At 68.6% G+C, this 22696-nt stretch carries 20 protein-coding genes and 1 riboswitch; of the genes, 9 read left to right on the forward strand and 11 right to left on the reverse strand.

Annotated features, from left to right (window positions below):
* Positions 1 to 5: 5 nt before the first annotated feature.
* The 3 genes from ACZK1G_RS02670 (at position 6) to gph (ending at position 2468) form a co-directional block, all read left to right on the forward strand.
* Positions 6 to 935 carry a LysR family transcriptional regulator gene (locus ACZK1G_RS02670; RefSeq protein ID WP_005415135.1) on the forward strand — a complete coding sequence of 310 codons (930 nt, stop codon included), beginning with the start codon at positions 6 to 8 and terminating at the stop codon, positions 933 to 935.
* The gene (locus ACZK1G_RS02675; protein WP_101764879.1) at positions 932 to 1723 is read left to right on the forward strand and encodes a class I SAM-dependent methyltransferase; all 792 of its coding nucleotides are present in this window, start codon (positions 932 to 934) and stop codon (positions 1721 to 1723) included. Before ACZK1G_RS02670 ends, ACZK1G_RS02675 begins: the two co-directional genes overlap by 4 nt.
* Positions 1724 to 1799: 76 nt before the next feature.
* A complete protein-coding gene (gph, locus tag ACZK1G_RS02680) occupies positions 1800 to 2468 on the forward strand; it encodes a phosphoglycolate phosphatase (RefSeq protein ID WP_101764880.1) in 669 nt (222 codons plus the stop codon).
* Positions 2469 to 2554: 86 nt separating this feature from the next.
* Here gph and btuB read toward each other — a convergent pair whose 3' ends face one another.
* Positions 2555 to 4396, reverse strand: coding sequence for a TonB-dependent vitamin B12 receptor (gene btuB / locus ACZK1G_RS02685; protein WP_101764881.1), 1842 nt, complete (start codon positions 4394 to 4396; stop codon positions 2555 to 2557).
* A 115-nt stretch (positions 4397 to 4511) separates the two neighbouring features.
* Positions 4512 to 4734, reverse strand: a riboswitch (cobalamin riboswitch).
* Between the two features lie 142 nt (positions 4735 to 4876).
* Here btuB and ACZK1G_RS02690 point away from each other — a divergent pair.
* A complete protein-coding gene (locus ACZK1G_RS02690) occupies positions 4877 to 5455 on the forward strand; it encodes a histidine phosphatase family protein (RefSeq protein WP_032128728.1) in 579 nt (192 codons plus the stop codon).
* A 50-nt stretch (positions 5456 to 5505) separates the two neighbouring features.
* Here the strand turns inward: ACZK1G_RS02690 and ACZK1G_RS02695 are convergent, their stop codons facing one another.
* Positions 5506 to 5868 (reverse strand): TfoX/Sxy family protein, encoded by a 363-nt coding sequence (locus tag ACZK1G_RS02695; protein WP_101764882.1) that lies wholly within the window; start codon positions 5866 to 5868, stop codon positions 5506 to 5508.
* Positions 5865 to 6347 carry a GAF domain-containing protein gene (locus tag ACZK1G_RS02700; RefSeq protein ID WP_004140850.1) on the reverse strand — a complete coding sequence of 161 codons (483 nt, stop codon included), beginning with the start codon at positions 6345 to 6347 and terminating at the stop codon, positions 5865 to 5867. Before ACZK1G_RS02700 ends, ACZK1G_RS02695 begins: the two co-directional genes overlap by 4 nt.
* A gap of 68 nt (positions 6348 to 6415) precedes the next feature.
* On the opposite strand from ACZK1G_RS02700, the gene bioD reads away from it, so the two are divergent.
* A complete protein-coding gene (gene bioD, locus ACZK1G_RS02705; RefSeq protein WP_101764883.1) occupies positions 6416 to 7099 on the forward strand; it encodes a dethiobiotin synthase in 684 nt (227 codons plus the stop codon).
* A 75-nt stretch (positions 7100 to 7174) separates the two neighbouring features.
* Here the strand turns inward: bioD and ACZK1G_RS02710 are convergent, their stop codons facing one another.
* The 4 genes from ACZK1G_RS02710 to msrB all read right to left on the reverse strand — a co-directional run bounded on the left by ACZK1G_RS02710 (position 7175) and on the right by msrB (position 11930).
* On the reverse strand, positions 7175 to 8623 hold the full coding sequence (locus ACZK1G_RS02710) for an aminotransferase-like domain-containing protein (RefSeq protein WP_101764884.1): 1449 nt from the start codon (positions 8621 to 8623) through the stop codon (positions 7175 to 7177).
* Positions 8624 to 8833: 210 nt separating this feature from the next.
* A complete protein-coding gene (msrA, locus tag ACZK1G_RS02715) occupies positions 8834 to 9571 on the reverse strand; it encodes a peptide-methionine (S)-S-oxide reductase MsrA (RefSeq protein WP_101766372.1) in 738 nt (245 codons plus the stop codon).
* Positions 9572 to 9585: 14 nt separating this feature from the next.
* Positions 9586 to 11355 (reverse strand): cytochrome c biogenesis protein DipZ, encoded by a 1770-nt coding sequence (locus ACZK1G_RS02720; RefSeq protein WP_101764885.1) that lies wholly within the window; start codon positions 11353 to 11355, stop codon positions 9586 to 9588.
* A 2-nt stretch (positions 11356 to 11357) separates the two neighbouring features.
* Positions 11358 to 11930 (reverse strand): peptide-methionine (R)-S-oxide reductase MsrB, encoded by a 573-nt coding sequence (gene msrB, locus ACZK1G_RS02725; RefSeq protein WP_014035865.1) that lies wholly within the window; start codon positions 11928 to 11930, stop codon positions 11358 to 11360.
* Positions 11931 to 12074: 144 nt separating this feature from the next.
* On the opposite strand from msrB, the gene ACZK1G_RS02730 reads away from it, so the two are divergent.
* Both ACZK1G_RS02730 and ACZK1G_RS02735 read left to right on the forward strand, forming a co-directional pair.
* Positions 12075 to 12794, forward strand: a complete 720-nt coding sequence (locus ACZK1G_RS02730) for a response regulator transcription factor (RefSeq protein ID WP_014035866.1) — start codon at positions 12075 to 12077, stop codon at positions 12792 to 12794.
* The gene (locus ACZK1G_RS02735; RefSeq protein ID WP_101764886.1) at positions 12791 to 14260 is read left to right on the forward strand and encodes a sensor histidine kinase; all 1470 of its coding nucleotides are present in this window, start codon (positions 12791 to 12793) and stop codon (positions 14258 to 14260) included. Before ACZK1G_RS02730 ends, ACZK1G_RS02735 begins: the two co-directional genes overlap by 4 nt.
* Here the strand turns inward: ACZK1G_RS02735 and ACZK1G_RS02740 are convergent.
* Positions 14257 to 15603, reverse strand: a complete 1347-nt coding sequence (locus tag ACZK1G_RS02740; protein ID WP_101764887.1) for an ATP-binding protein — start codon at positions 15601 to 15603, stop codon at positions 14257 to 14259. The two genes, ACZK1G_RS02735 and ACZK1G_RS02740, sit on opposite strands and share 4 nt — an antisense overlap.
* Entirely contained in the window at positions 15600 to 16289 is a 690-nt protein-coding gene (locus ACZK1G_RS02745; RefSeq protein ID WP_010484092.1) for a winged helix-turn-helix domain-containing protein, read from the reverse strand. Before ACZK1G_RS02745 ends, ACZK1G_RS02740 begins: the two co-directional genes overlap by 4 nt.
* A gap of 349 nt (positions 16290 to 16638) precedes the next feature.
* Here ACZK1G_RS02745 and asnB point away from each other — a divergent pair, with 349 nt between their 5' ends.
* Positions 16639 to 18540 carry an asparagine synthase (glutamine-hydrolyzing) gene (asnB, locus tag ACZK1G_RS02750; RefSeq protein ID WP_101764888.1) on the forward strand — a complete coding sequence of 634 codons (1902 nt, stop codon included), beginning with the start codon at positions 16639 to 16641 and terminating at the stop codon, positions 18538 to 18540.
* 448 nt (positions 18541 to 18988) lie between these two features.
* Here the strand turns inward: asnB and ACZK1G_RS02755 are convergent, their stop codons facing one another.
* Positions 18989 to 19336: a phasin family protein gene (locus ACZK1G_RS02755; protein WP_014035870.1), complete on the reverse strand. Its 348-nt coding sequence runs from the start codon at positions 19334 to 19336 to the stop codon at positions 18989 to 18991.
* A 116-nt stretch (positions 19337 to 19452) separates the two neighbouring features.
* Complete coding sequence (gene queD / locus ACZK1G_RS02760) at positions 19453 to 19815, reverse strand: 6-carboxytetrahydropterin synthase QueD (protein ID WP_049444904.1); 363 nt, start codon at positions 19813 to 19815, stop codon at positions 19453 to 19455.
* 192 nt (positions 19816 to 20007) lie between these two features.
* Here queD and ACZK1G_RS02765 point away from each other — a divergent pair, with 192 nt between their 5' ends.
* Entirely contained in the window at positions 20008 to 22647 is a 2640-nt protein-coding gene (locus tag ACZK1G_RS02765; RefSeq protein ID WP_478448036.1) for a TonB-dependent receptor plug domain-containing protein, read from the forward strand.
* The last annotated feature ends 49 nt before the right edge of the window (positions 22648 to 22696 follow it).

Here is a 22696-nt window from a genome sequence, read left to right on the forward strand (position 1 = left end):
AGCATATGGACCGATTGACCGCCATGACCGTGTTCGTCGAGGTCGCCGAGCGCGGCAGCCTCACCGCCGCCGCCGAGGTGCTGGACATGTCGCGGGCGATGGTCAGCCGTTACCTGGCCGAGGTCGAGGGCTGGCTGGGTGCACGGCTGCTGCACCGGACCACGCGCCGGGTCAGCCTGACCGGTCCGGGCGAAGCGGCATTGGCGCGCTTCCGGCAGATGCTGGCAATCGGCGAAGAACTGCAGGGCGAGCTGGCCAGCGATGATCCCGAGCCACACGGCACGCTGCGCGTGACTGCCAGCGTCTCGTTCGGGCAGAGCCACCTGGCGCGGGCGGTGGCCGGCTTTGTTGCGCGTCATCCGGCGGCACGCATCGAACTGCTGCTGGTCGACCGCACGGTGAACCTGGTGGAGGAGCGGGTGGACCTGGCGGTGCGTATCGCGCGCCAGATTGACCCCAGCCTGATCGCACGGCGGCTGGCCACCTGCCGCTCGGTGCTGTGCGCGACGCCGTCCTACCTGCAGGCACGCGGCACGCCGACCGCTCCCGAGCACCTGGCCGCGCACAACTGCCTGACCCATCACTACGTCGGCAAGAGCCTGTGGCAGCTGCACCGCGACGGTCGTTCGCTGTCGGTGGCGGTAGGCGGCAACATCAGTGCCAACGAGGCCTCGCTGCTGCTGGAGGCGGTGCGCGCCGGTGCCGGCATCGCCATGCTGCCGACCTACCAGGTGGCGCCGCTGCTACGCAGTGGCGAGCTGATCGAACTGCTGCCCGGATTCAGTCTGGACGAACTCGGCATTCATGCCGTGTACGCATCACGGCGCCAGCAGCCCGCTATCATGCGCCGATTCCTGGACTACCTGGCCGAGTGTTTCGCCAGCCCGGCCTTCCAGGATCTGGATTGGCGCCCACCGGGCAAGGAGAACACATGAACCATGGACAGGCCTTGATCGACCACAACCGTGCTGCCTGGGACCGCCAGGCCAGCGAAGTGCGCGAATGGTCGCGCCCGGTGGAAAGTTCAACCATTGCCGCCGCGCGCGAAGGCCGCTGGCAGGTGCATCTGACCCCACGTGCGCTGCCACTGGATTGGCTGGGCGACGTGCGCGGCCGCCGCATCCTGTGCCTGGCCTCGGGCGGTGGCCAGCAGGCACCAGTGCTTGCGGCGGCCGGCGCCGACGTCACCGTGTTCGACCTGTCCGACGGGCAGCTGGAGCAGGACCGCCAGGTCGCTGCGCGCGATGGCCTGCAGCTGCGCACGGTGCAGGGCGACATGCGCGATCTGCACGTATTCGCCAACGACAGTTTCGATGTGGTGTTCCACCCGATCTCGAACCTGTATGTGCCTGATGTGCGCCCGGTGTGGACCGAATGCCGCCGTGTGCTGGCACGCGACGGGATGCTGATGGCGAGCTTCTACAACCCGGTGCTGTTCGTCGGTGCGCGTGATCCGCAGCTGGATGCACAGGGTCTGATCCGGCCGCAGTACGCCATTCCCTATTCGGACCTGGAAGACCTCGCGCCGGCCGAGCGCGAGGCAAAGCTGGCCCGCGGCGATGCGCTGACCTTCGGCCACAGCCTGACCGAACTGATCGGTGGGCAGCTGGATGCCGGCTTCGTCATCGACCGCTTCATGGAAGACTGGCAGCCGCAGCCGCGCTTCCTGATCGACCGCTATCTGCCCACCTTCCTCGCCACCCGCGCACGCAGGATCGGCTGAGGCGCAGCGGCAGGAGGATCTGCGGAAAAAGCGGCGGCGTACAATGGACGGCCCCACGTTCCCTAGGTGCCGTCCCTTGTCGTATCCCTATCCGCTGGTCGTGTTCGACCTCGATGGCACGCTGGTCGACAGCGCGGCTGATATCGCTGAAGCGCTGAACCGCACGCTGGAGGACATCGGTGTAGCACGCGTGCCGGAAGCCACGGTGCTGGGCTGGATCGGCGATGGCGTGCGCCGCCTGGTCGAGCAGGCCGTGCATGCCGCCGATCGCGAGGTCGACCTGGCCGAAGTGATGCCGGTGTTCATGGTGCACTACCGTGAGTGCCTGCTGCGCAGCCCGCGCTTGTTCGATGGCGTGGCCGATGCGCTGACGCAGCTGCGTGCACGCCATGTGCCGCTGGCGATCTGCACCAACAAGCCCGAAGCGCTGGTGCCGCCGCTGCTGCAGCACCTGGGCATCGGTGATGCGTTCGCGCTGGTGCTGGGTGGTGATTCGCTGCCGCAGCGCAAGCCCAGCGGTGAGCCGCTGCGGCATATCGCTGCGCACTTCGGGCTGCCGGCCGATGCCTGCCTGATGGTGGGTGATTCGCTGACCGACTACCGCGCCGCCGAAGATGCAGGGATGCCGATCGCGCTGGTGCGTTACGGCTACCCGCGTGGCCTGGACCTGGCCACCGCAGAGGCGGTGGCAGTGATTGACGACCTGCGTGAGCTGCCGGGGTTGGCCGCGGGCGTTCGGGTGTAGAGCCGAACCCACGCTCGGCTCTACAGTAGATCGACGCCATGCGTCGATGGCATCCGGCGGCGCCGGGCGATGCCCGGCGCGCTCTTTCACTTCGGCTGGTAACGCACGCTCAGCTGGTACTCGCGGCCGGGCTGGTTGAACCACGCCACCGTCTCGTAGCGGCGATCGAATACGTTGGCGGCACGTGCCAGCAGCGACCACTCCGGCGTCAGCGCGTACTCGGCGCGCAGGTCCAGCGTGCCGTAGCCGCCGACCTTCACCGCGTTGGCGGCATCGTCATAGCGCTTGCCCGCACCCTGCACAGTCAGGCCGGCGCGGAAATCGCCGAAGCGGCGGTCGACGTCCAGGCGTGCGGTCTGCTGTGCACGGCGCGGCAGCCAGTTGTCGAACTGGGTGCTGCCATGGGTGCGGTTGCGCGGGTCGGTGTAGCTCAGCTGCGCGTTGATGTCGAAGCCGGCCAACAGCACGCCACCGGTCAGCTCGGCACCACGGATGCGCGCCTTCTCCACCTGCTGCATTTTCATCGTGGACGCATCGTAGGTGATCAGGTCATCGATGCGGGTCTCGTACACATCCAGGCCCCAATGCCAGCCCTGGCCCTGCTGCGAAACACCGAGGTTGGCGCTCTTGGACTTCTCCGGTTTCAACGTCGGCACGCCGCTCCACGGGTCGTACAGGTCGCTGAAGGTCGGCGCCTTGAACGCGGTGCCGTAGCTGGCGTTGAGGCGCAGGCCGTGGTCCAGCTGCATCGCCCAGCCGAGACTGCCGGTGGCGTGGTTGCCGAACTGCTGGTTGTCGTCGTTGCGTGCGCTGGCCTGCAGCTGGTGGCGGCCGAAGCGGCCCTGGTACTGCACGAACACACCGGTGTTGCGGCGGCTGTCGACGAGGTAGCCCGCGCTGCTGCCATCCAGGTTGTCTTCGCTCCAGTCCACGCCGGTGCTCAGCAGCTGGCCTTCGGCCAAGGTGAAGTCACCCTGCAGCGAGGCGCTGTCGCGGTGGGTCTGTGCGCTGCCGCGTGCGCCGAAGTCGCCGAAGTTGTCCGACTCGTTGTCGCTGCGGCCGACGTTGGCGGTGAACGCCAGGCGCTCGGACGGGGTGTAGCGCACCTTGCCGGCCAGCACCTGCTGGCGGGTCTCGGAGTAGTTGTAATAGCCGTCGTAGTGGTTCTTGCCGTCGGCGCGCAGCGCGCTGCCTTCCACGGTCCACTGGTCGTTGAAGGTGTAGCCGCCACGCAGGCTCTTGGACAGGTTGCGGTAGCCGTCGCGGTCGGGTTCATCGGCGAAGCAGCCGGCGAACAGCGTCGCCGAGCCACGGCAGGCATCGATGCCATCGGAATGCTGGTAGGCGATGTCGGCGCCGAACCAGCCGCGTTCGGTGCCACCACCGATGCCGCCGCTGGCTTCGCGCAGGCCGTTGCTGCCGCCACCGAGCTGGAAGTGCGGAGCAAAATCGCCCTGGTTGCGGCGGGTGAAGATCTGGATCACGCCACCGATGGCGTCGGCGCCGTACAGGCTGGACTGCGGGCCACGCACGATTTCCACGCGTTCGATCTGCGCCAGCGGCAGGTCCTGGTACATGGCCAGGCCGAGGTCGGCACTGTTGATGCGCACGCCATCGACCAGCACCACGGTGTGGCCCGAGTTGGTGCCGCGCAGGAACAGCGAGCTCTGCTTGCCGAGGCCGCCGGCATTGGTCAGGTTGATGCCGGCACGGCCGCGCAGCAGCTCCTGCAGCGAGGTGGCCTGGCTGGATTCGATCTGCGCGCGGTCGATCACCTGCGCCGGCGCGATGCTGTCCTGCAGGGCGATCGGGGTGCGGGTGGCGGTGACCAGGATCTGGTCGAGCGCGGTGGTGTCATCGGCGGCCTGGGCCAGCGCGGGCAGGGCGGCCAGCACGGCCAGGGACAGTATTCGGGACTGCAGCTTCATGGGGGACTCCAGGTGCCACGCACGCCCGCGTGGCGAAGGGGAGGAGCCGCGAAGGCGGGCATGCGCCGACGCCGCAGCGCAGGCTGCGGTCATCCAGCGCCATGCCCACCGCATCGCGACCTGAGGCTTCCTGGCCGGTCTCCGGGCTTGCCGCCGGGTGGCGCGAGGCCACCGTCCAGGCGCCTTCCCATGCCTGCGGCACAGTGGCGTTGTTGCCTGGAACTGACGTGCTTACCGTTGCGGGGGCAGCGCCGGCCTGGCGTGGCATCACGCGTCACCGGCTTCCCGTTTCAACCTGCCGGCCGTGGCCGCAGGTCACCTGGAAGTGCGCGCAGTCTACGGCATCACAGGCGGCCCGTAGCGTCGAGCCTGCTCGACTGCCTTTGCTGTGCCCTTAGAATGGTCCCTCGATCCCGTGGTGCCGTTGCCGATGTCCGCCCGTTTTCCGCTGTTCCCGCGTTGCCTGTACAGGACGCACGCATGATCCTCGACCTGGTCCGCCACGCCGGCAACGGTCGCGATGAGTTCCTCGATGGCCGCAGCGATCCACCGCAGCTGGCCCGCCTGCCGCAGGAACTGGTCGATGCCTACGCCGCGCAGCCGTGGGAGCGGGTGATCAGTTCGCCACGGCTCCGCTCGCTGCACACGGCGATGGCCCTGGCTACCCCGCGTGGGCTGGACGTGGAAGCGGACGAGGAATGGGAAGAGCTGGATTTCGGCGATTGGGACGGGCAGTCGCTGTTCGACCTGCCGGAGGACGCACTGGCGGCCTTCCATGCCGATCCGCATGCATTCCCGCCGCCGAACGGTGAAAGCTGGGGCCACTTCGAGCGGCGCATCGCGCGCGCGCTGGATCGCCTGCTCGATGATGATGATCCGGTGCCGACGCTGGTGGTCAGTCATGGCGGCCCGCTGCGCATGGTGCTGTCGCAGGTCTGTGGCCTGCCGATGTCGCTGTGCTGGGCATTGCGCATCGACCACGGCACCCGTCTGCGGGTGTGGCTGGAGCGCGGCGAGGTCGGGCTGGTGGGCGAGCTGCTGGAGCTGCAGCAGCCCTGACCCGACGGTAGTGCCGGCCGCTGGCCGGCATGCCCAGGAACGCGGGGGCCTCAATCCTCGTCGGTGTGCTCGGCCACGCTGTCTTCCGCGTCATCGTCGGCATCGAAACGCTGCTCATGCACCGGGCCCGAAGCGGGGCCGGCCGCCTTCAGAGGGTGCGCGGCGATGCGTGCTTCGTAATCCTGCACCAGAGCCTCACGCTGCGGCTCGCTCAGTTCCTGCCAGTGGCAGTCCAGCAGCGCGCCTTCCAGCGAGTACAACAGGTTCAGGCTGGGCTTGAAGCCCGCGCGCTTGACCTTGACGAAGGCGCCGACCGCGCCGATCGCAACCAGGTCCTCGCGGCTGCGCAGGCCGACCTGGCGCAGCCAGGCTGCACTCTTGGGGCCGATGTTGCGCAGCTTCGGCGCGCTCATCCAAGTGCCTCGACGAACACGCGGGCGATGGCTTCCAGGCCGGCCTGGTCGTCGGCGTCGAAGCGGCCGACCTTCGGGCTGTCGATGTCGAATACGCCGATCAGTTCATCGCCGCGCAGCAGCGGCACCACCAGTTCCGAACGCGAGGCCGAATCGCAAGCGATATGGCCGGGGAAGGCATCGACGTCGTCCACGCGCTGGGTCACGCGCTGGCTGGCGGCGGCACCGCACACGCCCTTGTCCAGCGGGATGCGCACGCAGGCCGGCAGGCCCTGGAACGGGCCGACCACCAGCTCCTTGCCGTCATACAGGTAGAAGCCCACCCAGTTCAGGTCGGGCAGGGCGTGGTAGACCAGTGCGGAGAGGTTGGCCGCGTTGGCGATGCGGTCGGACTCGGCGTAGACCAGGCCACGGGCCTGTTCCAGCAGCTGGGCGTATTGTTCCGGCTTGCTGCCGGTGAGCGAGGCATTGGCGAACATGCCCGCAGTCTAGCAAGCACGCCGGGCCGGCGATAATGCACGCTCTGTCGTCCCGTTGGAGCCCATCGATGCCATTGCCCGCTACGCTGCCGCCCGCCCTGTTCGTCACCGGCACCGATACCGAGATCGGCAAGACCGCGGCCAGCACCGCGCTGCTGCATGCGCTGCGCCGGCGTGGCCTGCGCGCGGTGGGCATGAAGCCGGTGGCCAGCGGCAGTGAGGATCTGGGACAGGGCCTTCGCAACGAGGACGCACTGGCGCTGCAGGCGGCCAGCTGGCCGGTGCCGGACTATGCCGATCTGAATCCGTACGCGTTGCGGCAGCCGCTGGCACCGGAACTGGCCGCTGCCGAGGACGGCGTGCAGGTGGAGCTGGCACCGATCGTGGCCGCGTTCGCGCGGCTGCGCGCGCAGGCCGATGTCGTGGTGGTGGAGGGCGTTGGCGGCTGGTTGGCGCCGGTCTCGGCCACGCTGGACCAGCTGGACCTGGTACGTGCACTGCGGCTGCCGGTGCTGCTGGTGGTGGGCATGCGGCTGGGCTGCGTCAACCACGCACGGCTGACTGCGCAGTCGCTGCAGGCCAGTGGCGTGGAGTGCCTGGGCTGGATCGGCAACCACATCGACCCGGCGATGCAGCGCCAGGACGAGAACATCGCCACGTTGCAGCAGCGCCTGCCGATGCCGTGCTGGGGACGGCTGCCGCATCTGCCGGGTGCGAAAGGCGAAGCGCTGTCGGCGCATCTGCTCGATTGATCCTGGGTAGTGCCGGCCGCTGGCCGGCAACTGCATCCACCCGGCGCTCCCAGGATTGCCGGCCAGCGGCCGGCACTACCGTGCTGCAGCCGCCAGCTCCCGCGCGATCGCACCCAGCCGCTCCACCGCGCCGATGAAGCGCGCATCCAGCGTCTGGCAGCACGACAGCCGCAGGCAGTGGCGGTAGCGCGCGCCACGTGAATACACCTGGCCGGGCATGAACACGATGTCCTCCTGCAATGCACGCTCGAACAGCTCGCGTGTATCCACGCCGGGCAGTTCCAGCCACAGCAGGAAGCCGCCCTGCGGTTCGGTGGCGCGGGTGCCTATCGGGAAGTGTTCGGCCACCAGCTGGCGCAGCCGTCCCACCTGTTCGCGATACAGCCGGCGCATGCGGTGCAGGTGGTGCTCGTAGCTGCCGGCTTCCAGATACGCCGCCACTGCATCGCCGAGCAGTTGAGGCTCGCCACCGGTGGACTGGAATTTCAGCAGCGCGATGCGCTCGGCGAAGCGGCCGCCATCCAGCCAGCCGATGCGGTAGTCCGGTGCCAGTGTCTTCGAGAAACCTCCGACCACCATCACCCAGCCGTCGCGATCGAAGGCTTTCAGCAACGGCGCCGGCGGTTCGCAGAACTGCAGCTCGGCGTACACCGCATCCTCGATCAGCGGCAGTTGCCGTGCGTTGACCAGCTCGGCCAGGCGCTGCTTGGCGGCGGTCGGCATGGTGCAGCCCAGCGGGTTGTGCACGGTCGGCATCACCACCAGTGCGGCCAGCGGCGTGTGTTCCAGCAGCGCATCCAGCGCATCCACATCCAGCCCGTGCTGCGGATGGGTGGGCAGCTCGATGGCCTGCAGGCCGAGGTTGGCCAGCAGGGGGTACAGGTTGAAGTAGGATGGCGCCTCGATGCCTACCGCATCACCGGGCTGGGTGACCGCGCGCAGCGCCAGCTGCAGGGCCTCCATCGCACCATGGGTCAGCAGCAGGCGTTCGCTGTGGGTATGCAGGCCCATGCGTGGCCCGCGCCGCACGATCTGCGCCAGCAGCCGTGGCGAGCCGTTGGGGCGCGCGTAGGTCTCCACCGTCTGCTGGCCGTGGCGCAGCACCTGCGCGGTATGCCGGGCCAGCTGCGCGCCCGGATAGAACTGGCGCCCGCGCGGACCGGCAAAGGCCAGGTCGATCACACCGGGGCGGCGCTGTGCTTCCAGCACGCGCGCCATCAGCACCTGCTGCAGTGGTGCGGTGGGTGCGGACGGGGTATCACGCAGCGAACGCTCCGGCACCGACAATCGCGGCGCCACCTCGAAGCCGGCCTTGGGCCGCGGAATGACCAGGCCGGCGTCCTCCAGCTGGCGATAGGCGGCAATCACCGTGTTCAGGCTGAGCCTGCGCTGCAGGGCCATCTGCCGCAGCGAAGGCAGGCGGCTGCCGACCGGAAGGCGTCCGCCGTGGATGGCCTCGGCCAGTTCGTCGGACAGCCGTTGGTAGCGGGGTGGGATCATCGCGCTCTGGTCATCTGTATCCATCGAATTTCCCGCCATCTGGTGCTGTACCCATGATGATGGCGAGCCTAGCATGTCGTTGTCGGCCGGGCCTGATCGGGGCACGGCCGATACTTCCCAAGCGCACGGCTGGATGGCCGTGCGTCTTTTTTCCAGGTAGTGCCGGCCGCTGGCCGGCAATCCCCAGATCCGGAACGGCGCGGTTGCCGGCCAACGGCCGGCACCACCCGGGCGTCAGCGCATCGGCACCAGCGCCGCGTCGCGCCGGTACAGTGCCGGGAACTGCTTGCCCAGTGCGGTCAGCTTCGGTGCGTCGTAGTAGCGGATGTAGGCCGCCTGCGGGTAATTGGTCATGTAGTTCTGGTGGTAGCTCTCGGCCGGGTAGAAGCGCTGGCCGCTGACCAGCTGGGTGACGATCGGCGCGCGGTAGCTGCCGGCCTGGCCGAGCTGGGCGATGTAGGCGCGGCTGGCAGCCTGCTGGCGTGCGTCGTCACTGAAGATCGCCGAGCGGTACTGGCTGCCGTGGTCCGGGCCCTGTCGATCGAGCTGGGTCGGGTCGTGCACCACCGAGAAGAACACCTGCATCAGCTGGCCATAGCTGACCTGGCGCGGGTCATAGTCGACCTTCACGGCTTCGGCATGACCGGTCTGGCCACTGCTGACGCGCTCATAGCGCGCGTTGGCCGCGCTGCCGCCGATGTAGCCGGATACCGCATTGCTCACGCCCTTGACGTGCTGGAACACGCCCTGCACGCCCCAGAAGCAACCGCCGGCGAACACCACGCTGGCATGGGTGGCGTCATCGCGGAACGCGGCGTCGCCGCTGGGCGCCGGTAGTGCCTTGGCCTGCGCGCTGGCCTCGACCGGTGCCGCGACCGCGCTGTGGTCGACCAGCAGCACGCCGGTGATCAATGCGGCAGCCACCAATCCGGCGACCCCGGCGGCGATGCCCTGTTCAAAGGAGAGTTTCATCATGTCCTCCCGGTTCAACCGAAGGTGAAGGCATAGGCCTGCACGCCCGCGTCGAGGAATTCGATCTCGAAGCGGTGCGGGCCGACCGTGCCGCGCTGGCGGACCAGCTGGTACAGGCGGTGCTCGTCGACCACGCCGCTGCCATCGGTGCCGACATCACTGCCGGCATCGGCGGCGGGCAGCGGCTTGCCGTCAAGCCAGACGCGGAAGCGCACTGGCTTGCCGTCCTCGCTCGGTGCCAGCACCAGGTGCAGGTCGCGTGCGTGGAACTGGAAGGCGATGCGGCCACCGGCCTGGTGCAGCTGTGCGGCCTCGTCGGTGACGGTCCAGCGCCCGGACAGTCCCCATTGGTTCAACGCCAGGGTGGCCGGCAGCGTGTAGTCGAACGCGGCGTCGCTGCGCTGCCCGCCGGGCGAGGCGAACTGCTCGGCGCGGGCGTGGCCCAGGTAGGTTTCCGGCGAACGCAGGTTGCCCATGTCGGCCTGCACGGCCACGCCCTTCAGGTCGGCGGCAGCGGGATCGGCCGGTGGCGGCAGATTCGTCTGCCCGGCTTCGGCCAGCAGGCGACGGATCATCTGTTCCGAGCGCGCATAGTTGCCCTCGCCGAACTGGTGGCCGCGGATGTTGCCCTGCGCGTCGACGAAGTATTGTGCCGGCCAGTAGCGGTTGTTGAAGGCGCGCCAGATCGTGTACTGGTTGTCGAGCGCCACCGGGTACTCGACCTTCAGCTGCTGCACCGCCTTCATCACGTTGCGTGGGTCGCGCTCGAAGGCGAACTCCGGCGTGTGCACGCCGACCACCACCAGGCCGTGGTCGCGGTAGCGTCGCTCCCATTCGTGCACGAACGGCATCGCGCGCAGGCAGTTGATGCAGGAATAAGTCCAGAAATCGACCAGCACCACCTTGCCGCGCAGCTGCTGTGCACTCAGCGGCGGGCTGTTGAGCCAGCCAGTGGCGCCGTCCAGCGCGGGCAGGGTGCCCTCCACCGGCAGCGGTCCATCGGCACCGGCATTGGCGCCAGCCATCATCATCATCGGCGGTGCCGCCGGCTGCGCGCCGGGTACCGCATCCAGCAGGCTTTGCTCGATTCGCGCGGTGCTGACCGTGGACAAGCGGGTCAGCAGGCCGGTATCCCAGCCGAGGCCGATCGCCACCACGGCCAGCAGCGCGGCCACACCCAGTACCTTGCGCAGGACATCGCCGAGGCCGAGCCGCGCCTGCATCGCGCGGAACACGCGGCCGCCGATCCATACCGCCAGCGCCAGTGCGGTGATCGCACCCAGCGCATAGGCCAGCAGCAGCGCAGTGGTGCCGACGCTGGCGCCATGCAGGGCGGCGCCGGTCAGCACCAGGCCAAGGATCGGCCCGGCGCACGGTGCCCACAGCAGACCCGTGGCGATGCCGATCAGCAGCGAGGTCCACGCGCCGCCGTGCCCCGCGGCATCCGCCGCATCGGCGCGTGCGCTCAGGCGGGCACCCACGCGCTGGAACGGTGCCAGCAGGTGGTCGGCCAGCCGTGGCCAGAGCAGGGCGATCGCGAACAGCGCCATCAGCAGCAGGGCGATCCAGCGTCCCACCTGGTTGGCCTGCGCCACCCATTGGCTGCCCACCGCGGCCAGGCTGGCGACCACGGTGAAGGTGAGCGCCATGCCCAGCAGCAGCGGCAGCGTGCTGCGCAGGAACGGACGGTCGGCACGCGCGAACACGAACGGCAGCACCGGCAGGATGCAGGGGCTGAGCAGGGTCAGTGCGCCCCCGAGGTAGGCAAGCAGCAACAGCAGCATGGTCAGGCTCCGGAAGCAGTGGAAGAACCGACCGGTACCCGCCAGCCGTCGGCAGTGCCATCAGTGGCACCGGGAACGAACACCATCGCCGCACCGTTCATGCAGTAGCGCAGCCCGGTCGGGCGTGGCCCATCGTTGAACACATGGCCGAGATGGCCGCCGCAGCGGCGGCAATGCACCTCCACCCGCAGCATCCCGAAGGTGACGTCGCGGTCTTCGCCGATGGCGTTGTGCAGCGGCGCCCAGAAGCTGGGCCAGCCGGTGCCGCTCTCGAACTTGGTGGAGGAGGAGAACAGCGGCAGTGCACAGCCGGCGCAGGCAAAGGTGCCCTGCCGGTGTTCCTTGTTGAGCGGGCTGCTCCACGGCCGTTCGGTGGCCTGCTGGCGCAGCACCGCGTACTGCGCCGGGGTCAGGCGCTGGCGCCACTCGGCATCACTGTGCATGACCTCGAACTGTCGCGACGGACGCGCTTCGGCGGCGGCCGGGGCGGCGCGGCTGCACGCCCCCAGGCCGAGCAGCCCGGCGGCGGTGGCAACACCGCCCAGGCCCAGCAGATGGCGGCGGGAGAGGGACATGGCGGACTCCGGGAAGGGGCGACGGGGCCATGCTGCGCCCGCCCGGGTCAACGAATCCTCACGCAGGATTCAATTTTTCGTGAGGTATCGGCGGCCGTCCCGCGCCACAATGCAGCCAGCCTCCCCACTGGCCCCGAGCTGCCGATGTCCACCAAACGCGTGCTGATCGTTGAAGACGATGCCCACATCGCCGACCTGCTGCGCATGCATCTGGGCGATGAGGGTTACGACGTCGCCCATGCCGCCAGCGGCGATGCCGGCCTGCGCCTGCTCGAGCAGGACGGCCCGTGGGATGCGCTGGTGCTGGACGTGATGCTGCCCGGCGTGGATGGGCTGCAGGTGTGCCAGCGTGCACGCGCGATGGCGCGCTATGTACCGATCATCATCATCAGCGCGCGCGGCAGCGAAACGCAGCGCATCGTCGGCCTGGAACTGGGCGCGGACGATTACCTGGCAAAACCCTTCTCGATGCCGGAACTGGTGGCACGGGTGCGCGCGCTGCTGCGACGCGCCGAGGCGATGGCGCAGAGCGCACGCATCGATGCCGGCGCGATCGAGCTGGGTGGGCTGCAGCTCGATCCGGTCGCGCGCACGGCCTCGGTGGATGGCAACGCGCTGGAGCTGACCCCGCGCGAGTTCGATCTGCTGTTGTTCTTCGCCCGTCATCCGGACCAGGTGTTCGCGCGCATGGAACTGCTCAACCAGGTCTGGGGCTACCAGCACGATGGCTACGAGCACACGGTCAACACCCACATCAACCGCCTGCGCAGCAAGATCGAACCCGACCCGGCCAACCCACGGCGGCTGCTGACGGTGTGGGGCCGCGGCTACAAGCTGGTCGACCCGGCCGGGGCGGCGGCATGATCAAGCCCAACCTGTGGCAGAAGCTGGCGGTGGTGACCGCCGCGCTGATGCTGATGTGCTGCATGGCGCTGCTGGCGCTGCAGATGCGCGCCAATACCCGCCATGAGCAGGAAGTGGTGCAGCGGCTGTCGCTGGGCCTGGCCGAGCACATCGCCCAGCGCAGCGAACTGATGGACACCAGCGGCATGCGCGATGCCGCGGTGCGCGCTTTGTTCGGCCAGCTGATGGCGGTCAACCCCAGCGTCGAGGTCTACCTGCTGGACGACCAGGGCCGCATCCTCGGTCACGATGCGCCCAGTGGCCATCTGGTGCGCAACAAGGTGGACGTAGCACCGCTGCGCCGCCTGCTGTCGGGTGCGCCACTGCCGATCCTCGGCGATGACCCGCGCAGCGCGGACGGCCGCAAGGTGTTCAGCGCCGCACCATTGATCGTGCAGGGCCGGCCGGCCGGCTATGTATACGTGGTGCTGGTCGGCGAGCACCGGCAGATGCTCGCCGATGATCTTGCCGCCGGCAGCCAGTGGAACACCACGCTGTGGTCGGTGGTGCTGGTCGGCGGCCTCGGCCTGTTTGCCGGGCTGGTGGCGTTCTACTGGGTGACGCGCCCGCTGCGGCGGCTGACCCGGCGGATCCAGGCCTTCGACATCGATGCGCCGACACCGTTGCCGCCACCCGAGCCGCTACGCCCCGGTGAGCGCGACGAACTGGTGATCCTCGAACATGCGCACGCGCAGATGGCGCAGCGGCTGGGCGAGCAGTGGCAGCAGCTGCGCCAGCAGGACCTGCAGCGCCGCGAGCTGGTCGCCAACATCTCGCACGACCTGCGCACGCCGTTGTCGTCGCTGCACGGCTACCTGGAAACGCTGGCGTTGAAGGACGCTACGCTGTCACCGGACGAGCGCCGACGCTATCTCGGCATTGCGCTGGCGCAGAGCGCCAAGGTCGGCCGGCTGGCGCGCGCGCTGTTCGAGCTGGCGCGGCTGGAACACGGCGAAGTGCGGCTGGAGTGGGAGGTGTTCGCGCTGCCGGAGCTGCTGCAGGACGTGCTGCAGAAGTTCGAACTGGCGGCACAGGCGCGCGGCCAGCAGCTGCACGCGGCGTTTCCGCCCGGCCTGCCGCTGGTCCGCGCCGACCTGGGCTTGGTCGAGCGGGTACTGACCAATCTGCTCGACAACGCGCTGCGGCATGCGCCCGAGGGTGGCCAGATCGAGGTGCGCCTGCGCGCGACCCCCGACAGCGTGGAGGTCAGCGTTGCCGATGATGGCCCCGGGGTGGCCCCGGGGCTGCGTACCCAGCTGTTCCAGGCACCGGCCGCGCTCGGCGCGCGGCGTGGCGACAACGGCGGATTGGGCCTGTTGATCGTGCAACGCATCGTGCAGTTGCATGGCCGCCGTATCGAACTGCGCGACAGCGAACGAGGCGCGCTGTTCGTATTTGCCCTGCCGCGCGCGGAACCGGCGGTCTAGCAGGCCGCCTCGCCCTCCACGACACCACCGGTTTCCAGCGGCAGGTGCAGGCGGATACAGGCACCGCCCAACTCCGAATCGGTCACCTCGACGTGGCCACCATGCTTGTCGGCGACCACCTGCACCAGCGCCAGGCCAAGGCCGAAACCGGGGCTGCCCGGGTCCAGCCGGACATAGGGCTGCAGTACCTGGCCGCGCAGTTCCGGCGCGATGCCGGGGCCGTCGTCCTCCACCTGCACGCACAGCCAGCCGTCATTGACCGTGCTGGCAATACGGATCTGCCGGCGTGCGTAACGCAGTGCATTGCCGAGCAGGTTGCGCAGCGCCAGCTCCAGCATGTGCCGGTTGACGTTGACCAGGCCCACCGGCGACAGCACCTGTTGCACCGGCATCGGCAACGGTGCGAACTGGGCCACCACGCCGCGCACCAGCGCCGCCAGCTGCAGGCGCTGGCGGGTCAGCTGATGGCAGCGGCCCAGTGCGGCGTATTCGACGCCGGCATCGGTCAGGTGCTGCAGCCGATCGACATCGGTGCGCAGCCCGCCCAGCGCATCGCGCTGCACATCGTCGAGCGCGGTGTCTTCCAGGTCGGCCAGGCCGAAACGCATCCGTGCCAACGGCGTGCGCACCTCGTGCGCCACCGCCTGGGCCAGCACGCGCTGGCTTTCCAGCAGCTGCTGCAGCTGCTCGGCCATGTGGTTGAAGGCGTTGGCCAACGGCCGCACCAGCGCGGTACCGGCGCGCGGCGCGCGGGTATCCAGCTGGCCGTCGCGCATCTGCCGCGCCGCCTGGGCCAGCTGCGAGACGTCGCGCCACAGCCGGTAGACCATCACGTACATCGGCAGTGCCACCGCCACCATCAGGATCAGCAGCAGGATCGCCACGCCGGACACTTCGCTGTCCTGCCAGCCTTCATCCGGCAGCGCTTCGTCCAACGGGCCCAGCATCACGGCGTAGTCGCTGTCGCCGATCCGCTGCAGGCTGCGCATGTGCTCCAGGTCGATCTGCACGCGGCCGTTGTTGAACGGCGGGCGCTGGCTGGCCGGCAGCTCCTTCACCGCCTCGGCCAGCGGCACCATGCGCAGCGCGTAGGCGAAATCGGCGTCGAGTTCGCGCGCCAGTGCCGGCCACTGCTCGCGCGGAGTTTCGGCGAAGCGGTGCTGCAGCAGCGCATGGGTGCCGCGCATCTCGGCCTGCAGACCGGCTTCCGTGCGGTCTTCCAGCAAGGCGTCCCAGGCCCACAGGCCCAGCACGATCAACAACAGGTGGGCGACCAGGAAACCGATGCCGTAGCGCAGGAAGTGGAAGGCGTGGCCGCGCATCGCCGAAGGCGTGCGCTTCATCCCCATGCCGAGCGGCTGAACAGGTAGCCGCGGCCACGGACGGTCTTGATCCGTTCCGGCTGCTCGGGGTTGTCGCCCAGCTTGCGGCGCAGGCGCGAGATGCGGGCGTCGATCGAACGGTCCAGGCCGTCGAAGGCGATGCCACGCAGGCCGCGCAGCAGCGCGTCGCGGTCCAGGATCTGGCCGGCGTTGCTGGCCAGCAGGAACAGCAGGTCGAACTCGGCGGTGGTCAGCTCCAGCAGGCCGCCCTGCAGGTGCACGTTACGGGTGGACGGGTCGATGTTCAGCTCGCCGAAGCGCAGGCTGCCGTCACGCGGCTCGACCCGGCGATGGCGGCGCAGGTGGGCACGCAGCCGGGCCAGCAGCACCCGCGGTTCGATGGGTTTGCCGATGTAATCGTCGGCCCCCAGTTCCAGGCCCAGCACCTGGTCGATGTTGTCGGTGCGGGCGGTCAGCACGCAGATGATGCCGTCATAGTGGGGCCGGATCTGCCGACACACTTCGAAACCATCCTGGTCGGGCAGGCCGACATCGAGCAGCACCAGGGCCGGCTTTTCGGCCAGGATCCGGGCCACTGCGCGCTCGCCGCTGCGCTCGTGGGCCACCTGGTAGCCATGCCGTTGCAGGTAGTCGCTGACCATCGTTCCCAGGCGGGCATCGTCTTCGACCAGTACGATATCCAGCATTTCCAAGGCCTCCGTGGGCGCAAACGTACCGCCACGGCACGAGCGCGGCGATGCTATCCCAGCCTTCGGGCCGCCCGGGTCCCGGGGGCGGGCGCCATTCAGCCGGGGTTGCTGGCGCACGGGCCGGGTCTCAGTCCCGGCAACAACTTGGCGTCCAGCATAGCCTGTTGCTGTTACAAAACGTTACCTTCGTGATACGGCTGGTGACGATCGCTGACAGCAAAGCGACTGACGCCGCGCAGCCCGGGGCCGAGCATGGAGTCTCCTCCGCTCCGCGTGCCGTCCCCATGTCGCCCGCCGCCCCCTGTCTGCCGAACCCGTCCCGCCACTGCCAGTGCGGAGGCTTCCGATGAGCGGCGTGGTCGGGGCCTGGCTGCCGCCCGCCGAAGACGAGCAGCTGCTGCAGCAGCTGGCCCCGATGCTGCGCGCCCTGCAGCAGCGTGGGCGTGGCCGCATCGGCTACTGGACCGACGCCGAGGCCGGCCTCGCGCTGGGCCATTGCCGGGCGCCGACCGATACGCCGCTGCAGCCGCTGAGCTCGGACTGTGGCCGTTACGTGCTGTGCCTGGACGGTCGCCTGTACAACCGCAGCGACCTGCAGGCGCAGCTGCGTGATCTGCCGCGCAGCTGCAGCGATGCGCGGCTGCTGCTGCAGGCGATCGTCGAATGGGGCGTGCAGCGGGCACTGTCCCGTATCGAAGGTGCGTTCGGCTTCAGTGTCTGGGACCGCGAGTCGCGCGTGCTGTGGCTGGCCCGTGATCCGGTGGGCGAGCGTCCACTGTATTACGGCTGGTACCAGGGCCAGTTCCTGTTCGCCTCCGAGTTGAAGGCGCTGCAGGCCTTCGCCGGTTTCGCGCCGAGCATCGACCAGGATGCGCTGAGCCTGCTGCTGCGCCATGACTATGTGCCGGCGCCGCACACCATCTACCGTGGCATCCACAAGCTGGTGGCGGGCGCGATGCTGCGCATCGATCTCAGCGACCATGCCGCGGGTTGCTCCAGCCAGGCCGCGCAGGGGGGAACGCGCTACTGGTGCGCACGCGACGCGATGCAGAGTGCACTGCAGGAGCCGCTGCAACCGGCGCCGAGCCTGGAACAGGCCACCGACCAGCTCGAAGCGGTACTGCAGAAGGCCATCGCTTCACGCATGCACTCGCCCCTGGCGTGCGGCGCGTTCCTGTCCGGCGGCACCGACTCCTCGCTGGTGACGGCGATGATGCAGGCACAATCGACCCTGCCGATCGAGGCGTGGACGGTCGGCTTCGACGATCCGGGGCATGACGAGAGCGACTGGGCGTCGCAGGTCGCGCGCCACCTTGGTGTGCAGCACCACCTGCACCGGATGGACGCGCGCCAGGGCCTGGACCTGCTGCAGCGCCTGCCGCAAGTCTGGTGCGAGCCCTTCGCCGACGCCTCGCAGCTGCCGACGCTGCTGGCCAGTGAACTGCTGGGGGCGCGCAAGCCGGTTGCACTGACCGGTGACGGTGGCGATGAACTGTTCTTCGGCCACCCCAGCTATGGCCGCGCGCTGCGCAATGCGCGCCTGTGTGGTGGCCTGCCGGACTGGGTACGCGACCTGGCGCGGCGCAGCGGCAACCGCATGAATGTCGAACGCGGCCGCCTCGGTGGCTGGCGCGCACTGGTGGCCGAGGTGGCTGCCAACGATGTGGAAGGTCATTACCTGCAGCGCGTGACCCGCTGGCGGCAACCGGCGCAGGTGGTGCTGGGCGCGCGTGAGCCGGTGACGATCTTCCAGCAGCAGGACACGGCGCTGCCGGCCGAGGCGCGCATCCAGCTGTTGGATTTCCGCATGGACCTGGCCGAGGGCATCCTGGCCAAGGTTGATCGCGCGGGCATGGCGGCGGGCGTTGAAACCCGTGCGCCGCTGCTGGACATGGAGGTGGTGCGCCTGGCCTGGCGGCTGCCGCAGCACCTGAAGTACCACGATGGCGAGCACAAGCGGATTCTGAAGCACCTGCTGGCGCGCTACCTGCCGGAACCGCTGGTGTATCGCCCCAAGCGCGGTTTCGGTCCGCCGATGGCGCGCTGGCTGGCCGGTCCGCTGCGCGACTGGGCGGAGGCGCTGCTGGACCCGCAGCTGCTGCGCAACCAGGGCTGCTTCGATGTGGCGCGCGTGCGTGGCATCTGGGAGGCGTTCCTGCGTGGCGAGCGCAAGTGGCACACGCACCTGTGGAACGTGCTGATGTTCCAGGCGTGGCACCAGCATTGGCACGGTGGTCGCGGGCGCTGAGCCGTTCCTGCATCGCGTGCGGCGGGTTCATTCTGCGTGGCGCAGGGCGGATGCCCTTGCGTACGAATGTCCTCCGGCGCCGGCCGTTGGCCGTCACCTCCCCCTTTACTTCGTACGCAAGGGCCTCCGCCCTGCGTTCGGAGTTCGTCGGCGCCTCCTTGAAAGTCGCCCGCGCGCGTTGCGCTCTCCTCACCGCACGCCGAGCCTCGTCGGGGTGGGCAGGGGTCTGGGCAAAGTAAAGGAGGAGGTGACGGCCAACGGCCGGCGCCGGGGGACATTTGCCCAGACCCCTGCCCACCCCGGCGGGGCCCATCAGTTCGCAGAGAGTCCAGACGAAGAAGCGCTCCTCAATCCAGACGCCAGGCAAAAAAAGACCCGGCAGAGGGAGGGATCTGCCGGGTCCGGATTGCGTGGGGGGAGGGACCCACGCAATGAGCGTTGCGTCGCGTCAGTGGTTGTTCGCGTCCGCCGTTGATTCGTTGTAGCCCTGCACCAGTTCGGACCAGGCCTTGCTGGCCTGCAGGCCGAGACCGACCACGTCCTGCTGGGCCTGGCCCAGCCGCTGCAGGTTGTCCTGCCACAGCTGCGCACCCTTGGAGAGCGTCCCGGCCGCATCCTCGCCGCGGGCCAGTTCACCCAGCCAACCGCCGGTCGCGGTCAGGTTGCGCTCCATCACCTTCAGCTGCACGCCGAACATGCTTTCCGCGTTCTCCAACGCCAACCGGTTCGCACGCGTTGCCGCGGCGGCGAGCTGGCGGGTGGCATCACTGAAGCGATCGCTGAAGGCGGCGGCCATGGGGCATCAGGGAGTGGCTTGATGCAATGCAGCATACGCCCTTGATGCGGCAATGCAACAAAAATAACAAAGGCGCCCAAGACGCCTCTGAAAAACCTTTCAGATCAATGGGTTGATCAGGCCGCCGGGCCGCGGTAACGGCACCCCGACGTGCAGGTTTCGTGCACGGTGATCTCGCTCAGCGCCGGCAGGCTCGGCTTGAGCTCGTTCCAGATCCACACCGCCAGGTTCTCGCTGGTCGGGTTCTCCAGGCCGGGGATGTCATTGAGGTAGTGATGGTCCAGGCGGTCGTAGATCGGCTGGAAGGCCGCCTTCACGTCACCGAAGTCCATGATCCAGCCGGTCTGCGCGCCGGGTTCGCCCTCGACCTTCAGTTCCACCCGGAACGAGTGGCCGTGCAGGCGCGCGCACTTGTGCCCCGGCGGCACGTTGGGGAGGCGGTGCGCCGCCTCGAGCATGAAGACTTTGAAGATTTCCATGCCGCGATTGTACGCCGCAGGCCGCCGGGCAGCCTGAGCGGAGGTTGGGCTTTCGTGAAGAAAGTCTTTTCATCCGGATGAAGAGATGATAGCTTCTCTTATATCCGTATGAAGAGATGTTATTGGCCGGACCACGGCCAGGCATGGACTACTGCGGAACTTCGTCGCCCTTACCACCTCCCCCACATCGTCATGCCCAAGCACACCCTGCTCGTGGCGGCCCTGGCCGTCGCTCTGGCCGCGCCTTTGTCCGCCGCCGCCGAAACCTCCGCCGACGCCAGTGGCGAAGCCAGCACCCTGGCCGCCGTGCGCGTCACCGGTTCCAACATCAAGCGCACCGATACCGAGGCCTCCAACCCGGTGCAGGTGATCGGTCGCCAGCAGCTGGAACAGACCGGCAAGGCCACCGTGGCCGATGTGCTGCGTTCGATCTCGGCCAACACCGGCAACGCAAGCAACGAAACCACCAACAACGGTTGGGCCTCCGGCTCGGCCGGCATCGGCCTGCGTGGCCTGTCGCAGAAGAACACGCTGGTGCTGCTCAACGGCCGCCGCCTGGCCAACTACGGCTTCCCGGCCGGTGGCCTGTCCGACACCTTCGTCGATCTCAACGCGCTGCCGCTGGTTGCGGTCGAGCGCATCGAAGTGCTCAAGGACGGCGCCTCCGCGGTGTACGGCTCCGACGCCGTGGCCGGCGTGGTCAACATCATCACCCGGCAGAACTTCGAAGGCGCCGAGATCGGCGGCAGCTTCGGCGGTGCCGACCAGGGCGGCCTGCACGAGCAGAACCTGAAGTTCGTCGGCGGCCTCGGTGATCTCGATACCGATGGCTACAACATCCTCTTCAGCCTGCAGGGCTACAACCGCGAGCGCCTGGACCAGGACGAGCGCAACCTGACCAAGAGCGGCATCTACACCGATGCGCCGGGTGGCCGCTGGAACGGCTGGTCGGCCAAGGGCGCGCGCTATCTGGTCAACGGCGTGTCGGTGCCGATGCTCGACGCCAACGGCAACTGCCCGACCGGTACCACCCGCGTCGCCAGCGCGCCGATCGACGGCCTGGCCGGCGACACCTGTGGTTTCAACCAGGCACCGTTCACCACGCTGATCCCCTCGACCAAGCGCTACCAGGCCTATGCCAACGGCACCTTCCGCCTGAACGACAATGTCGAAGCCTTCGGCGAAGTGCTGTACAGCCAGATCAAGAGCGCCGCGTGGTTCGGCAGCAGCCCGTTCTTCACCCTGGAAAGTGGCCGCTTCGCCTTGAACGCAGACAGCGGCCTGGCCGAGCCGGTGTCATCGCTGCTGCCGGCCAACAATCCGTACAACCCGTACGGTCGCGCGATCCCGATCGAATACACCTTCTTCGACCTCGGCGGCACGATCAAGACCAACCGCTCCACCGCCTATCGCGGCGCGTTCGGCCTGCGCGGCACCACTGCCAACTGGGACTGGGAAGTGGCCGCATTCGGTGCGCGCAGCAGCGAGCGCGAGAGTGTGTCCGGCGGCTTCGCCAACCGCTGGGCGCTGGCCAACGCACTGGCCACCGGCAGCTACAACCTGCTGAACCCGGCGGCCACGCCGCAGTCGGTACGTGATTCGATCAACATCGCCACGCTGCGCCCGGCCGAGTCCAAGCTGCAGGGCGTCGACGCGAAGATTTCCGGAAGCCTCGGCCACACCTGGGCCGGCGAAATTGGTTTCGCCGCTGGTGCCGAGTGGCGCCGCGAGAAGCTCGATTCCAACAACCCGTGGCAGATCGATGCCGGCCTGCAGGTGCGCCCGGCCATCGCCGAAGTACATGGCCAGCGCCAGGTCAGCGCCGCCTACGCCGAAGTGAACGTGCCGCTGGCGTCGACCCTGGAGCTGTCCGCCGCCGCGCGTGCCGATCACTACGATGATTTCGGCGATGCGTTCTCGCCGAAGATCGGCCTTCGCTGGCAGCCGCTCGACTTCCTGCTGGTGCGTGCCTCGGCGTCGAAGGGCTTCCGCGCACCGTCGCTGTCGGAAAACTCCAACAGCACCAGCATCGCCTACGGCAGCGTGGTCGATCCGCGTGATCCGGATGTGCCGGGCTCGCGCCAGAACCCGACCTTCTTCACCGTTGGCAACAACGAACTGAAGCCCGAGCGCACCAGGAGCGTGAACTTCGGCGTGGTGCTGTCGCCGTGGGCCAACACCAACCTGAGCGTGGACTACTACCGCATCCAGCTGGACAACCTGGTCGGCACCAACAACACCCAGACCCTGGTCAACGACAACGTGGCCGGCGCCGTGCAGCGCGACGAGCGCGGCAAGCTGCAGGCGGTCTACAACCGCTACCAGAACCTGAGCGAGCTGAAGACCTCGGGCATCGACGTCGAGCTGCGCCAGCGCATCCCGACCGCTGCGCTGGGCGACTTCACCGTGTCCTCGGCCTACACCCACGTGCGCGACTACCGTCGCCCGACCGTGGTCGGCGGCCCGCTGGTCGACTACGCCGGCAGCAACCTCGGTGCGACCCTGCCCAAGGACAAGGCCACCACCACGCTGGACTGGAAGTACGGCGACTTCAACGCAGCGGTGACCTGGTACTACACCAGCGGCTACCGCCAGGAAGCCAGCACCGCCGCCAAGGCCGTGCAGCAGCGCGTCGGCAGCTACAGCCAGTACGACCTGTACCTGGCCTACACCGGCATCGACAAGCTGACCGTGTATGCCAAGGTGCAGAACCTGGCCGACAAGACGCCGCCGTACGACGCCTCGTTCCCGGGCATCCGCGCGCCGTACGACTTCAGCCAGTACGACCTGCGTGGCCGCTACTTCACGCTCGGCTTCGACTACCGCTTCTGATCCACCCGCTGCGGCCGGCCTCCCCAGGGGGCCGGCCGCGCGACCGCCT

This window comes from Stenotrophomonas sp. 109824_Sma, assembly GCF_056480025.1.

Bases quoted from the DNA above. Each gene is read 5' to 3' on its own strand.
- ACZK1G_RS02670 (WP_005415135.1), top strand. From the start codon at position 6: ATGGACCGATTGACCGCCATGACCGTGTTCGTCGAGGTCGCCGAGCGC.
- ACZK1G_RS02675 (WP_101764879.1), top strand. From the start codon at position 932: ATGAACCATGGACAGGCCTTGATCGACCACAACCGTGCTGCCTGGGAC.
- btuB (WP_101764881.1), bottom strand. From the start codon at position 4,396: ATGAAGCTGCAGTCCCGAATACTGTCCCTGGCCGTGCTGGCCGCCCTG.
- ACZK1G_RS02690 (WP_032128728.1), top strand. From the start codon at position 4,877: ATGATCCTCGACCTGGTCCGCCACGCCGGCAACGGTCGCGATGAGTTC.
- ACZK1G_RS02695 (WP_101764882.1), bottom strand. From the start codon at position 5,868: ATGAGCGCGCCGAAGCTGCGCAACATCGGCCCCAAGAGTGCAGCCTGG.
- ACZK1G_RS02700 (WP_004140850.1), bottom strand. From the start codon at position 6,347: ATGTTCGCCAATGCCTCGCTCACCGGCAGCAAGCCGGAACAATACGCC.
- bioD (WP_101764883.1), top strand. From the start codon at position 6,416: ATGCCATTGCCCGCTACGCTGCCGCCCGCCCTGTTCGTCACCGGCACC.
- ACZK1G_RS02710 (WP_101764884.1), bottom strand. From the start codon at position 8,623: ATGGATACAGATGACCAGAGCGCGATGATCCCACCCCGCTACCAACGG.
- msrA (WP_101766372.1), bottom strand. From the start codon at position 9,571: ATGAAACTCTCCTTTGAACAGGGCATCGCCGCCGGGGTCGCCGGATTG.
- ACZK1G_RS02720 (WP_101764885.1), bottom strand. From the start codon at position 11,355: ATGCTGCTGTTGCTGCTTGCCTACCTCGGGGGCGCACTGACCCTGCTC.
- msrB (WP_014035865.1), bottom strand. From the start codon at position 11,930: ATGTCCCTCTCCCGCCGCCATCTGCTGGGCCTGGGCGGTGTTGCCACC.
- ACZK1G_RS02730 (WP_014035866.1), top strand. From the start codon at position 12,075: ATGTCCACCAAACGCGTGCTGATCGTTGAAGACGATGCCCACATCGCC.
- ACZK1G_RS02735 (WP_101764886.1), top strand. From the start codon at position 12,791: ATGATCAAGCCCAACCTGTGGCAGAAGCTGGCGGTGGTGACCGCCGCG.
- ACZK1G_RS02740 (WP_101764887.1), bottom strand. From the start codon at position 15,603: ATGAAGCGCACGCCTTCGGCGATGCGCGGCCACGCCTTCCACTTCCTG.
- ACZK1G_RS02745 (WP_010484092.1), bottom strand. From the start codon at position 16,289: ATGCTGGATATCGTACTGGTCGAAGACGATGCCCGCCTGGGAACGATG.
- asnB (WP_101764888.1), top strand. From the start codon at position 16,639: ATGAGCGGCGTGGTCGGGGCCTGGCTGCCGCCCGCCGAAGACGAGCAG.
- ACZK1G_RS02755 (WP_014035870.1), bottom strand. From the start codon at position 19,336: ATGGCCGCCGCCTTCAGCGATCGCTTCAGTGATGCCACCCGCCAGCTC.
- queD (WP_049444904.1), bottom strand. From the start codon at position 19,815: ATGGAAATCTTCAAAGTCTTCATGCTCGAGGCGGCGCACCGCCTCCCC.
- ACZK1G_RS02765 (WP_478448036.1), top strand. From the start codon at position 20,008: ATGCCCAAGCACACCCTGCTCGTGGCGGCCCTGGCCGTCGCTCTGGCC.